Annotated in this window: 14 protein-coding genes; 10 read left to right on the top strand and 4 right to left on the bottom strand. The window is 58.3% G+C overall.

Features of this window, described 5'->3' with window-relative positions:
- Positions 1-366 precede the first annotated feature (366 nt).
- Both AC13RM_RS10330 and AC13RM_RS10335 read left to right on the top strand, forming a co-directional pair.
- Positions 367-660, top strand: coding sequence for an ArsR/SmtB family transcription factor (locus AC13RM_RS10330; RefSeq protein ID WP_112344094.1), 294 nt, complete (start codon positions 367-369; stop codon positions 658-660).
- Positions 661-792: 132 nt separating this feature from the next.
- Entirely contained in the window at positions 793-1,905 is a 1,113-nt protein-coding gene (locus AC13RM_RS10335) for an alkene reductase (RefSeq protein WP_285171245.1), read from the top strand.
- A gap of 101 nt (positions 1,906-2,006) precedes the next feature.
- Here AC13RM_RS10335 and AC13RM_RS10340 read toward each other — a convergent pair whose 3' ends face one another.
- Positions 2,007-2,984, bottom strand: coding sequence for an SDR family oxidoreductase (locus tag AC13RM_RS10340; protein ID WP_285171244.1), 978 nt, complete (start codon positions 2,982-2,984; stop codon positions 2,007-2,009).
- Between the two features lie 92 nt (positions 2,985-3,076).
- Here AC13RM_RS10340 and AC13RM_RS10345 point away from each other — a divergent pair, with 92 nt between their 5' ends.
- On the top strand, positions 3,077-3,991 hold the full coding sequence (locus AC13RM_RS10345) for a LysR family transcriptional regulator (RefSeq protein ID WP_285171243.1): 915 nt from the start codon (positions 3,077-3,079) through the stop codon (positions 3,989-3,991).
- Between the two features lie 2 nt (positions 3,992-3,993).
- Positions 3,994-4,509 carry a GrpB family protein gene (locus AC13RM_RS10350; protein ID WP_285171542.1) on the top strand — a complete coding sequence of 172 codons (516 nt, stop codon included), beginning with the start codon at positions 3,994-3,996 and terminating at the stop codon, positions 4,507-4,509.
- On the opposite strand, the gene AC13RM_RS10355 is transcribed toward AC13RM_RS10350, so the two are convergent.
- Positions 4,506-4,787, bottom strand: a complete 282-nt coding sequence (locus tag AC13RM_RS10355; RefSeq protein WP_092711617.1) for a DUF2188 domain-containing protein — start codon at positions 4,785-4,787, stop codon at positions 4,506-4,508. The genes AC13RM_RS10350 and AC13RM_RS10355 overlap by 4 nt on opposite strands.
- 324 nt (positions 4,788-5,111) lie before the next feature.
- Here AC13RM_RS10355 and AC13RM_RS10360 point away from each other — a divergent pair, with 324 nt between their 5' ends.
- Complete coding sequence (locus AC13RM_RS10360) at positions 5,112-6,119, top strand: calcium:cation antiporter (RefSeq protein ID WP_483315312.1); 1,008 nt, start codon at positions 5,112-5,114, stop codon at positions 6,117-6,119.
- Positions 6,120-6,261: 142 nt separating this feature from the next.
- Here the strand turns inward: AC13RM_RS10360 and AC13RM_RS10365 are convergent, their stop codons facing one another.
- Positions 6,262-7,464 (bottom strand): pyridoxal phosphate-dependent aminotransferase, encoded by a 1,203-nt coding sequence (locus AC13RM_RS10365; RefSeq protein ID WP_113230308.1) that lies wholly within the window; start codon positions 7,462-7,464, stop codon positions 6,262-6,264.
- Positions 7,465-7,981: 517 nt separating this feature from the next.
- Between AC13RM_RS10365 and AC13RM_RS10370 the strand changes: the two genes are divergently transcribed.
- From AC13RM_RS10370 to AC13RM_RS10390, 5 genes are all read left to right on the top strand, one after another.
- On the top strand, positions 7,982-9,142 hold the full coding sequence (locus tag AC13RM_RS10370) for a PQQ-dependent sugar dehydrogenase (protein WP_285171240.1): 1,161 nt from the start codon (positions 7,982-7,984) through the stop codon (positions 9,140-9,142).
- A 97-nt stretch (positions 9,143-9,239) separates the two neighbouring features.
- A complete protein-coding gene (locus AC13RM_RS10375; protein ID WP_113230307.1) occupies positions 9,240-10,130 on the top strand; it encodes a DMT family transporter in 891 nt (296 codons plus the stop codon).
- Positions 10,131-10,627: 497 nt separating this feature from the next.
- Positions 10,628-10,843, top strand: a complete 216-nt coding sequence (locus tag AC13RM_RS10380; RefSeq protein ID WP_004116423.1) for a cold-shock protein — start codon at positions 10,628-10,630, stop codon at positions 10,841-10,843.
- Positions 10,844-10,991: 148 nt separating this feature from the next.
- Positions 10,992-11,429 (top strand): BA14K family protein, encoded by a 438-nt coding sequence (locus AC13RM_RS10385; protein ID WP_285171239.1) that lies wholly within the window; start codon positions 10,992-10,994, stop codon positions 11,427-11,429.
- Positions 11,430-11,740: 311 nt separating this feature from the next.
- A complete protein-coding gene (locus AC13RM_RS10390) occupies positions 11,741-12,289 on the top strand; it encodes an AAA family ATPase (RefSeq protein WP_488554911.1) in 549 nt (182 codons plus the stop codon).
- A gap of 8 nt (positions 12,290-12,297) precedes the next feature.
- Here the strand turns inward: AC13RM_RS10390 and AC13RM_RS10395 are convergent, their stop codons facing one another.
- Complete coding sequence (locus tag AC13RM_RS10395; protein WP_285171237.1) at positions 12,298-12,942, bottom strand: MBL fold metallo-hydrolase; 645 nt, start codon at positions 12,940-12,942, stop codon at positions 12,298-12,300.
- Positions 12,943-13,143 lie beyond the last annotated feature (201 nt).

A 13,143-nucleotide genomic window follows, 5' to 3' on the forward strand; every position in this document is an offset into this window, starting at 1 on the left:
ACCTATAGGGCCCTGGATCACTCCGGAGGCCCTTTTTTTTGCCTTTTTGCCGCCGACGTAGCAAACGCATAACTGCCATGCACAAAAAAGCATTGCGCACTGCACAAATTAGCATCATAACGCACTCAGCTGATGCACATGGTGGCTTTTCCTCCCAGTTCCACCGCATTGGCTGTTCCCCTCTGGAGGTTTTGACCTTCACACCTATAAGGGCCCTGGTTCATACCGGTGGCCCTCTTTTTTTGCCCAATTTCTAAGCACGCACGTCGGCAGTTCTGCCAAAAATAATATTCAGCGTCGCCCTTGATATATCGAAAACCGTCGATACATAAATCGTAATTATTCGATATTCATGCGGTGAACGCCATGGACAAGAACGAGATATTGAAGGCCTTGGCCAATCCGGCCCGGCTCGAAATCCTCAATCATCTGAAAGATCCGGAAACACATTTCCCGACCCAGGAACATCCGCTGGAGCTTGGCGTCTGCGCCAGCCAGTTCGAGCGCTGCGGCCTGTCGCAATCGACAGTCTCGGCGCATCTCGGCACGTTGCATCGCGCTGGACTGGTGACGACGCGACGACTTGGCCAGTGGATTTTCTATAAACGCAACGAGGAAACAATCGCCGAATTCCTCGAAGCCATGCAAAAGGAGTTGTGAAGATGCGCCTTGCACTCCCCCTGCTCGCACTCAATTCCTTCGCCATCGGCGCGACCGAAAAAGAAGAGGCACCTACCTCTTCCTGATCTCCTCCTCCTCTCTTCTTCTCCCCCTCATAGAAAGGACTACCCCATGACCAAATTATTCGAACCGACGAAGCTCGGCGATATTTCCATCGCCAACCGCATTGTCATGGCACCCCTGACGCGCAACCGTTCGCCGAACGCCGTGCCGAACGATCTGAACGTCAAATATTATGCCCAACGCGCCACCGCGGGCCTGATCATCACCGAAGCAACGGCAATCACCCATCAGGGCCAGGGCTATGCCAACGTTCCCGGCCTTTACAGCAAGGAAGCGCTCGATGGCTGGAAGAAGGTGACGGACGCCGTGCACGCCAATGGCGGCAAGATCGTCGTGCAGATGTGGCATGTCGGCCGTATCTCCCATACAACCCTGCAGCCGAATGGCGGCAAGCCGGTCTCCTCGACCTCCAGGCGCGCTGAAAATTCAAAGACCTATCTGGTCAACGGCGACGGCACCGGCGGCTTTACCGACGTCTCGGAGCCGCGTGCGCTCGAAACCTCGGAAATCCCGGGCATCATCGAGGATTACCGCAAGGCCGCCCGCGCTGCGATCGATGCCGGTTTCGATGGCGTCGAGATCCATGGCGCCAACGGCTATCTGATCGACCAGTTCCTGCGCGGCGATATCAATGACCGTACAGACCAGTATGGCGGCTCGATCGAGAACCGCACCCGCTTTCTGTTCGAAGTGGTCGATGCGGTCTCCAAGGAAGTGGGCGCGGGCCGCACCGCGATCCGCATTTCGCCCGTCACGCCGTCTGGCGATGCCAGCGACCCGGCTCCGCAGCAGCTCTTCACCCAGGTCGTCGAAGGCCTGGCGAAATACGGCCTTGCTTATATCCATGTCGTCGAAGGCCAGACCGGCGGCAAGCGCGACTTCCTGCCCTTCGACTACGACGCTCTCCATGCGGCCTATAAGGCTGCAGGCGGTAAGGCAGGCTGGATGCTCAACAATGCCTATACCCGCGAAATGGCGATCGAGGCTGTAGACAGCGGCAAGGCCGATGTCGTTGCCTTCGGCAAGCCGTTCATTTCGAATCCGGATCTTGTCCGTCGCCTGAAGGAAAACGCACAGCTCGCCCAATGGGACCAGGCAACGCTCTATGGCGGCGGCGCCAAGGGCTATGCCGACTACCCGACGCTCGAAGAAGCAGCCTGATTAGGGCTTCCCAGCCAGATTGCGCTTTCGACAAAGAGCCCTCGCAACCCATGTTGCGGGGGCTCTCCATATCGGCTTCTGAGGCGGGTGAAACGAGCCATTCACGCAGTTTGCAGGCAACCGATCGATACAAGGCTTGCCCTTACCGCCTCATCGATCGGCGTATGCGGCTCTTCGCCGAGCACGGACACCAGCTTGTCGTTCCGCATTTGCAGCGGCACGTCCCAGAGATAGCTCATTTCGCGCAGCTCCCGCATGAATGTCACGAAGGGAGAGGCTAGCGGCACGATCCACCAGGGAAATGATTTTACCTTCACCCTGTGACCAACGACGCGCTGGACGGCCTCGATCATCTGCCTGCCGTCTCCATCCCAATGACCGCGCATATGATAGGCGGCGAAGGCCGGCAGCTGGTCGCCTTTCTCGATCAGCCGGATCATGGTTTCAGCAACATCGGGCAGATAGGCCCATTGATGGCCGACGCCGCGTTTGCCCGGATAGGTCATCGAAGTGATCAGTTTACCTGGCGTCACCATGGCTTGAGAAAACCAGCTGTTGGCGCGCGCACCCCCGAAGAAATCGCCGGCGCGAACGATGATGACAGGGGTATCGCCCTGCTCCGCCGCAGCCTTCAGACGTCGCTCCATCTGCACGCGGATGGCCCCCTTGCGGGTCTTCGGCCGTTGGGCGCTCTCTTCCGTGACAATCGGGAAAACATCGGGACCGAAATTATAGACCGTACCTGGCAGCACGATCCGTGCACCGACCGCCTTGGCGGCGGCAATGGTATTGTCGAGCATAGGCAGGACGACCTTGCCCCAATTGCGGTAGCCGGGCGGGTTGACAGCATGCACGATGACATCCGCGCCTTGCGCCGCCTTCAGAACATCATCCGCCTGCATGGCATCGCCCTGGAACCAGTCGAATTCCGGCTGGCGACGAGCCGCCTCGGCCGCATTGCGGTTCAGCGCCCGAATGCGCCAGCCGCGAAGGGCAAGCCCTTCCGCGACGGCACCGCCGATGCCGCCGGTCGCGCCGAGTATCAGGGCGGTCTTCGTGCTTTCCTTATTGTTGCTCATCGTCATCTCCATCGGTTTCGATGGCCTGACTATGCTTGGTATCGATGATAAACGAAATTGCCGAAAAATCTGCAGATGATATACATAAATGTATGACTCGAGTCGCTGAGCCAAGCTGGGATTTCTATCGCACCTTTCTTGCCGTGCTGGAGCACGGCTCACTCTCGGCTGCTGCGCGCGAACTCGGCCTGACACAGCCGACGGTCGGCCGTCACATCCTTGCCTTGGAGCAATCGGTCGGCGCGGAGCTGTTCACGCGTTCGCAACAGGGGCTGCTACCCACCGATACCGCCCTCGTTCTGAAACCCTATGCCGAGACTTTGGCGAGCACGACCGCCGCACTGTTGCGCGCAGCCTCCGCCTCGAAGGATAAGGTCAGCGGCACGGTACGCATCAGCGCGAGCGAGGTCATCGGCGCCGAAGTGCTGCCACCGATCCTTGCCAAGCTGCAGGCAGGATTTCCGGATCTGATCGTGGAGCTTTCAGCCTCCGATACGGTGGAAGATCTGCTGCAGCGCGAGGCCGATATTGCCGTACGCATGGTCGCGCCGGCGCAAGAAGCACTGCTTGCCCGGCATATCGGCATCATCTCACTCGGCCTCTTCGCCCATCGCAGCTATATCGAGCGGTATGGCAAGCCCGAAACTCTGGAGGAACTGCGTCGGCACAAACTCATCGGCTTCGATCGCCAGACAGCCTATATACGCATGATGACGAAGCGTTATCCGATGCTCGAAGGCGTCTCTTTCAGCTTTCGCTCCGATCACAGCATTGCTCTGCATAACGCCCTGCGCGCCGGCATCGGCATCGGCTTCCTTCAAATTCCCCTGGCAGGCCGCGACCCAGCCCTCGTCCAGCTGTTGCCGGAGATCGAGGTCGAGATCGACACCTGGATCGTCATGCATGAAAATCTGAAGACGTCGCCACGCTGCCGGGTGACATTCGATGCCCTGGTGATGGGTTTGCTCGATTACATTAAGGAAAACAACGTGAAGAACGGATCTTGACCATGGGAACGGCGGTGGAACTGGTGCCATACGACCCGCGATGGCCAGGGGATTTCGAGCGCATCCGCGAAAAGCTCGAACGATTGCTGGCGCCCTGTGTCATGACGATCGAACATATCGGAAGCACATCCATTCCCGGAATCGCAGCAAAACCGCTCATCGATATCGACGTCATCCTGCGCGGCGCAGCCGACGTGCCTGCTGCAACGCAGATTCTTCTCAAGCAAAATTACGAACCCCGCGGCAATCGCTATGATGATGATGTTTGGGCCTTCATGCGACGCGACGGCAGACCGCCGGAACGAATTTATCTCTGCCCGCCGAACAACCGGACCCATGAGCGCAGGGTGATCTTTCGCGATTATCTTCGGGCACATCCTGCAGAAGCGGCAGCCTACGCCACGCTGAAATTGGAGCTCGCCGAAATGCATCGACATGATGGCGATCGCTACACCGCCGAGAAACGTCACTTCGTCGACGCGATTATCGAGAAGGCAGCCGGTCAGCGGCAGATCTAGGCGCCAGGGGCAGTATCGACCGGCGGAAAATGCATCTGGCCGTCGATAACTTCCGTTTCCGGGCGGTCACCGCCGTCGGCATATTCCTCATGCCACTTGCCGCTCTCGTCCTGCCAGCTGATTTCGGCTGAATCTCCCCCGATTTGCTGTTCCGCCGCCACGATCCTGGCGGCCTCCACGGCCTCGGAATGTGTTGGAAACGCTTCCGAATAAACGTCACGGAAGCGATAAGCCCATCCACCGTCATGCGGCACGATTTCGTAAACGACCTTGACCATTCAGACCCTCCTTCTCATCTGCCAAGACCTTCAAACCGGACGTTGCCGGCAGAATCGCGTGCATCTGAGACGGTTTCGAGGATGCCGCTGCATTGTGGTTGGGCAGACCTATTCGCGCAGTATTCCATTAAACCGCGTTAACTGCAAATTTCGCCCTCTTCCTTGCAAGCTTGATGTGCGAACTCCTTGCTTTAGAGTGCAACCGTGAATCGGCGCAAAGGTGGGAAAGTGATCTTAGCGAAGTGGTTTAAGCAGGAAAGAAGCCTGCTGGTAGCATTGATAATTGCCGTTGGCGCCTATGTCGGCGAACATTCCATTCTGGAAATGGGCCAGGGCGCATCAATGATCGCAGCAGCGGCATTGATCGCGACGATCGTACTGGCCTCCATGCGCGTCGCCCATCATGCCGAGACGCTCGCCGTCAAGGTCGGCGACCCCTACGGCACGATGATCCTCACTCTTTCGGCCGTTGCCGTCGAGGTCATCATCCTCGCCATCATGATGAGCGGCGAGAGCTCGCCGACGCTGGTGCGCGACACGATCTATGCCGCCGTCATGCTCGATATCAACGGCATCCTCGGCCTAGCCGCCCTGCTCGGCGGCCTGAAACACGGCGAACAGCCCTATAATGACGATTCCAGCCGGACCTATGGCGTGATGATCCTGACTGCCATGGGCATTTCGATGATCGTGCCGGAATTCATACCGGATGCGAAATGGCACTATTATTCCGCCTTCACCATCGTTGCAATGATCGCTCTCTATGCGCTGTTCCTGCGCATGCAGGTCGGCCGGCATAGCTATTTCTTCAGCTACAGCTATCCGCGCACGGAAAAGAAGCTCGCAGCTGGGGAGGCTGAAGAGCATCATGAAGAGGAATCCACGGCAACTTCGATCGTGACAATCCTGATCGGCGTCGTGCTGATCGGTGCTTTGGCGGAGTTTATGTCAGCCTTCATGGACACCGGCCTCAAGGGCACCGGCGCTCCGCCCGCCATCGCCGCGATCGTCGTTGCCGCCATCTCGGCCGCGCCGGAAATTCTGACGGCGCTGCGCGCAGCCCTCAGAAACCGCATGCAGGCGACGGTCAACATCGCCCTTGGCGCTTCGCTCTCGACAGTCATCCTGACGGTGCCGGTCATGGAGGCGATCGCGCTCTATACCGGCCAGCCCTTCATCATGGCCATGTCGCCGGTGCAGACGGTCATGGTGATGATCACCCTGATCGTCGCCGCCATCAACCTCAACGACGGCGAAACCAACGCCATCGAGGGCATGACCCATTTCATTCTCTTCGCGACTTTCATCATGCTGACGGCGCTCGGTCTTTAATTCCGATTTCAAGGACTTGCGCCGCCAGGCGGATTCAAATTGCGAAGCGCTTGAATCATTTAATGAAGCCGAAACCGTCAGCCTGAATACGAAAAAGCCCGCCATCTCTGGCGGGCTTTCCATGTAAGCTATCGCTGGCCGCTTACTTGCAGGCGCCGCAGAAGCGCTGGATGCGGCGGCAAGCTTCCTCGAGCAGCTCTTCCGAGGTCGCATAGGAGATGCGGAAGTTCGGCCCGAGGCCGAAAGCCGAACCGTGGACAACGGCAACACCTTCCGATTCCAGCAGCTCGGAGACGAAATCCTCATCCGTCTCGATGACCTTGCCGGTCGGAGCCGTCTTGCCGATTAGGCCGGCGCAGGACGGATAGACGTAGAAGGCACCTTCCGGAACCGGGCACGAAATGCCCTTCGCCTGGTTCAGCATCGATACGACGAGATCGCGGCGACCTTCGAAGATCTTCTTGTTGCGCGGAATGAAGTCCTGCGGACCGTTCAGCGCTTCGACTGCAGCCCACTGGGCGATCGAGGTCGCGCCAGAAGTCTGCTGACCCTGGATCATATCCATCGCCTTGATGAGCTGCAGCGGGCCGGCGGCATAGCCGATACGCCAGCCGGTCATGGCATAGGCTTTCGACACGCCGTTCATCGTCAGCGTGCGGTCATAGAGGCTCGGCTCGACTTCGACCGGGGTGGCGAATTTGAAATCGCCATAGGTCAGGTGCTCGTACATGTCGTCGGTCAGGATCCAGACATGCGGATGCTTGACCAGCACGTCCGTCAGCGCCTTCAGTTCGGCATGCGAATAGGCAGCGCCCGACGGGTTGGACGGCGAGTTGAACATGAACCACTTGGTCTTCGGCGTGATCGCCTTTTCAAGATCGGCAGGCTGGAGCTTGAAGCTGTTGGCCTGCGTGGTCGCGACGAAAACCGGCGTACCGCCGCACAGCGCCACCATTTCCGGGTAGGAAACCCAGTAAGGGGTCGGGATGATGACTTCGTCGCCCGGGTTCAGCGTCGCCATGAACGCGTTGAACAGGATCTGCTTGCCGCCGGTGCCGACGATGGTCTGCTCGGGAGCATAGTCCAGATTGTTCTCGCGCTTGAACTTGGCGGCGATCGCCTTGCGCAGTTCCGGGATGCCGGCGACCGGCGTGTACTTCGTCTCGCCGCGGTTGATCGCGTCGATGGCCGCCGTCTTGATATTATCGGGCGTATCGAAATCCGGCTCACCGGCGCCGAGGCCGATCACGTCGCGTCCTTTTGCTTTCAGCTCGCGCGCTTTCTGGGAAACGGCGATGGTGGCAGAAGGCTTTACACGGGAAAGAGCGTCGGCAAGAAAGGCCATGGTGATCGGTCCTATTCGGTTGAAAATGGCAGAAAGCCTGTGGACCAGATTTCTGCGCTAAGCTCTATGTCGAATATGGACCGACGTTTCAAGCACAAAGGCGTCACAGTGGCTTTATTTCATGGCTTTCCGGGCTCCGCACGCTAGCTTTTCTTACCCGGCTAGAAGCCTGCCCACGAGACCAGGCGCCGCTTTCGCCGAGGACAGATCAAGCGTAGCCGGGCACCGTAGCCCCTCTGAACTTGAATCATCACGCGAAGCACCTGAATCGGATTCTGAAGACGGCGAAAATTTCCAATAGAGATCAAATACTTCATGAATATCCGATTCTCAGAAGGCAAGCTGCACACCTCCTTACGCGGGAAATACCTCGCCTACACGCGGGTTCGGAAGACCCGAAAAGCTTCTTTCAGCCGGAAGCGAGAACACAAAGACGTTATCGGTTCCACAACCAGCCTTGAACGGCAGTCGAACGGCCCCACCTTGCGAAAACAAGACTCTTGGGGAGGTCGAACGGATGCACAGGGCCAAAACAGGATCAGGCAGAAGCGGATTTACGATCGCTTTGATGGTCTGTGCCCTGCTCGCGGGAACACCGGTGCTCGCCGCGCCGGCACAGACCATCAAGACGCAAAAGGTTGATGTCAAAGTCGAGAAGATAGCGACAGGGCTCGAGCACCCCTGGGCGGTGGAAGTGCTACCAGATGGCGCTTACCTCGTGACCGAGCGGCCCGGCCGTATGCGTCTTGTCCGCGATGGGAAAGCCTTGGCCCCGATTTCCGGCGTGCCAGAGGTCTATGCGCGCGGCCAGGGTGGCCTGCTCGATGTCGCCCTTGATCCGAAATTCCCAAGCAACCGCACTCTCTATTTCACGGCTTCCGTGGCAGGCGATGGCGGAAGCGGCACGGCCGTCTTTCGCGCCAGACTATCGCCGGACGAAACTCGGCTGACCGATGTGAAGCGTATCTTCCTGATGAACAAGCTGTCGCGCGGCAATATCCAGTATGGGTCGCGCATTGCGATTGCCCGCGACGGCAGCCTCTTCGTCAGCCTCGGCGACCGTGGTCAACAGGACCGCGCCCAGGATTTTCAGGACGATGCCGGCTCCATTATCCATATCGAAGCCGATGGCAGCATTCCCGCCGACAATCCGTTCACGGACGGCAAAAGCGCTCTGCCGGAAATCTGGTCGAAGGGCCATCGCAACCCACAGGGCATCACTTTCGACAGCCAGACGAACAGGCTCTACACTGCAGAGCACGGCGCCCGAGGCGGCGATGAGATCAACACGCCCGAAGCTGGCAAGAACTATGGTTGGCCAGTTATTTCCTACGGCGTCAATTACAACGGCACGAAGATCGGCATCGGCACGGCAAAGCCCGGTATGGAGCAGCCCCGTTTCTATTGGGATCCATCGATCGCCCCGGGCGCCATTGTCGTCTACCACGGCAAGATGTTTCCTGAATGGAACGGCGATTTCCTCGTCACGGCACTGAAGTTCGAGCTGCTCTCACGGTTGAGCCAGGATGGCAAAGGCAAGATCACCGAACAGGAACGTATGTTTGACGGCGAATTCGGGCGCTTACGTGATATTACGGTCGCGCCAGATGGCGCGCTGCTGGTCACGACCGATGAAGACAACGGTGCGCTTCTGAGGATTTCGAGAGCCGCGAGCTAGGCTCAGCGCTCCGCTCCGGGCAGCTTTCGGCCTTGCCGCGAGCAAAAGCAGCTGCTAACGATCGCCTCATTCTTCCTCCCCTTCCCGCAGGATACAGATGTCTCGCATACAGGCGAATTTGTTGTTGTTGCTTGCCGCCGCGATCTGGGGCGGCGGTTTCGTTGCGCAATCGACAGCGATGAAGGCGATCGGACCGTTCTGGTTCATCGGCCTCAGATTTGCCGTGGCCACCATGGTCGTCCTGCCTTTCGTGTGGATGGAAAACAGAAAGGCCACGAAGCCGCTGACGTCGCGCAACTGGCTCTCCTTTTTGTTGATCGGCCTCGCTCTTTTCGGCGGAGCGGCAACGCAGCAGCTTGGCCTGCTGACGACGACGGTTACGAATTCCAGCTTCATCACCGGCCTTTATGTGGTCTTCGTTCCGCTGATCGCTGTTATCTTCCTGCGCCGCTCGCCGCATTGGGTCATCTGGCCAGCGGCATTGATGGCGCTTTGCGGCATCTACCTGCTCTCGGGCGGCTCCTTCTCGCGCCTTACCGTCGGCGATTTCCTGACCGTAATCTGCGCGCTCTTCTGGGCTGCGCAAATCACGCTTGCCGGCTCGGCCGTCAACGAAACCGGACGCCCGCTTGGTATTTCCGCCGTGCAATTTGCCGTCACTGCCGTTCTCGCTCTCGCGGTTGCCGCCGTCATCGAACCAATCAGCATCGCCGATATAAGCGCCGCACTCGGCGAGATCCTTTATGTCGGCATCTTTTCCTCGGGCCTGGCTTTCGCGCTGCAGATCATTGGCCAGCGTTATACGACCGCGCCGCAGGCGGCGATCTTCCTATCTTCGGAAGCGCTGTTCGGGGCTTCGCTCGGCGCCTTGCTGCTCGGCGAGACCATCGGCCCGCTCGGCTATGCCGGCTGCGCTTTGATGTTTGCGGCGATGCTGGCCGTGGAATTGGTGCCGGAATTGACTCGCCGACGCGACGCCACGGCATAAAAAACGCCGAAAATGCGCGCTTTTAGCCGCTTGACGGCATGCCTCGCCAAAATTTTTCGGGCGCTCGAAAATGGCCGTTCACACCAGCGAATTTGGGGAAATTTCGCCAATACTATATCGCGAGCGATGCAAAACCCTTAGAAACTTGTTTCAAAGTGGGAAAATTTGCGAATCGCCCTAACATATTCGCGTTACGGTATTGTAGCGGTTGTGCCACGTTAAAAAACTTTTGCTTGCCAATTTCCCATAAACACAGCACTCTCAATAGTGTTCGGGCATTTTTAGAGCATGGGAAGTCCTAATAGAATTGCGAGCCGGAAACGCTAATATTCCGGTCAGCCTGGTCGAGAAGCGGGTGGCAAACATCGCATTGAGATCATGCCGAGTTACGGGGACCTTTTCCTTCAAATTTCGAGAACTGCCTGCAAGCGCCCGCAAGGGCAACTAAAGTAATGCTGCCCGTGTGGATGGTGGGCAGAGAGAAAAGGACCTGAGGCATGGCCGAGACTGGCACTGTAAAGTTTTTCAATACCGATAAGGGCTTCGGTTTCATCAAACCGGACAAGGGTGGCGCAGACATCTTTGTACACATTTCTGCAGTTCAGGCTTCTGGTCTGGCAGGATTGTCGGAAAACCAGAAGGTAAGCTTCGACACGGAACCGGATCGCCGCGGCAAGGGACCGAAGGCCGTCAATCTGCAGATTGCTGGCTAAGACACCTTACGGCTTTCAAATTCGAGTTGAGGCCCGGCAGCAATGCCGGGTTTTGTCATTCAGTCTGCATTCAGTTTGCCACGTATAATTTGCCTCCCATGAAAGAGCGGGAATGACTTTTGTCCCGCTTCCGTTAGAGGATAGGCCAATGACCATACTCGGCAAAACGCTCGTCATGTCCGCCGTCGCAGCGGCATTGACGATCACTTCCATGAGCGCCGCGTCCGCCGACGAATATTGGCACCATCATAACCGTGATGGTTGGGCGCTGGGTGCTGCCGGGCTTGCAACTGGCCTGATCGTCGGCTCCGCCATCGCCAGCCAGCCGCGGTACGTCGAACCGTCCCCGGCTTATGTCGACCCGGGCTACGACGCGCCTCCTCCTGGCTACTACTATCGACCAGCACCGCGCCGCGTCTATGTCGAGCGCGACGTCAGCTATTATGCGCCAGCGCCGGCATACGGTCTGCGTCCCTGGTCATCCGCATGGATGCGTTATTGCTACGACCGCTACAGAAGCTTCGATGGCCGCACCGGCACCTATGTCGGCTTTGACGGCATGCGCCATTTCTGCACGACCGACTAATTTCAGCCGTGCCCCGAACGAAAATGCGAGGAACCACGGTGCCGCTTTCGAGCGGCGCCTGATTGATACGGAATAGGTCCCATCGGGAAGCGTTCGTCTTTCCGCCTGGATTTGCGACAGCGTGACCGCCTCTCGCTCGCTGAACGACGCGCCACGCCTCCCGCCTGGATACAACGTCTCCGATAAGAGCTCCGGCCCCATCGCGCGGGAGCTCTCATCCAAATACTGTGTGATAATGTCCTGCCATGGTCACACTGGCATTTAGGCGTATAGCCGTTGGCCGCGCGAGGAAGCTTTCCCGAGGTTGGAGAATGGGCGTCAGGAACTATTTGATCGAAGGCGTTTCTGGCGCCGGCAAGACTGCAGTCGCCACAGAGCTGCAGCGGCGCGGCCATCATGTTATCCACGGTGACCGCGAATTGGCGTACAAGGGTGATCCGGAGACGGGTGAACCTCTGGATGACTCTGCCAATGAGCCGCACACCCTGGATGTGACCTTCGGGCACAGGCATCACCTTTGGAATCTCGACAAAGTCAAATCCCTTGTCGCCGATCGAAGCCATCCGACCACCTTCTTCTGCGGCGGTTCCAGGAATTTCCATCGCTTTATCGATCTGTTCGATGGGGTCTTCCTACTCAACCTCGATCTGGACACGCTGAATCGCCGGCTTGCCGCCAGGCCGGAAGATGAGTTTGGCGGCAAGCCTGCCGAGCGAGACGTCATCGTGCGATTGCACGCGACACAGGAGGACATTCCGAAGAATGCGATAAGCATCGACGCGGCCGCCCCGCTCGCAAGCGTTGTCGACGATATTCTTTCCAGATGCCGCGAGAACGCGGGGCAAAAGGCCCGCCAATAACGCTTTGCCTACAGCCCGCGCAAAAAGGGATTGGCGCGACGCTCGTCGCCGATCCGGCTCCCCGGCCCGTGACCACAGATGAAGCCGACTTCATCGCCCAGCGGAAAGACTTTGTCGCGGATCGATTCTAAAAGCTGCTGGTGATTGCCGCCGGGCAGATCGGTTCTGCCGATCGAGCCGTTGAACAGCACGTCGCCGAGATGGGCAAAGCCCTGCTTCCGGTTGACATAGATGACATGGCCCGGCGCATGGCCCGGGCAATGGAAAACCTCGAATTCATGCTCGCCGAAGGAGACCTTGTCACCCTCCTTCAGGAAGCGGTCCGGCGTGACGTTGCGCACGCCGCTGATGTTGAACATCTTGGCTTTGGCTTCGATATCCTCGAGCAGGAAGCGATCATCCTCATGCGGGCCGATCACCTCGATGCCGAGCTTTTCGCGCACCTCGTCGGCACCACCGGCATGATCGATATGGCCGTGCGTCAGCCAGATAGCCTTCAGGGTAATGCCGTTCTCGCGCACGGTCTGCAGAATGATATCGACATCGCCACCCGGATCGACCACCACGCCCTCCTTCGTCTCCGGATCGAACAGGATCGTGCAGTTCTGTTCGAAAGGGGTCACCGGAATAATGCCGGCTTGGAGCATGCCCATGGAGCGCCTCGTCTGTTTGATCGTCGTGCTGCCGGTATAAAGGCAAACATCAGACAAAGCAGCCCCCGAAGTTTCAAAGTGATGGAATGCCGGCAGCCGAACCTCGAGATTCGATAGTATCCGTTTATTTCAAACGGTTATTTAGTCCTCCCATCGAACGATGACCTATTGGTGTCCGGCAAATCGGAACACTCAGGCACT

This window comes from Martinezella sp. CNPSo 3732, from assembly GCF_057784515.1.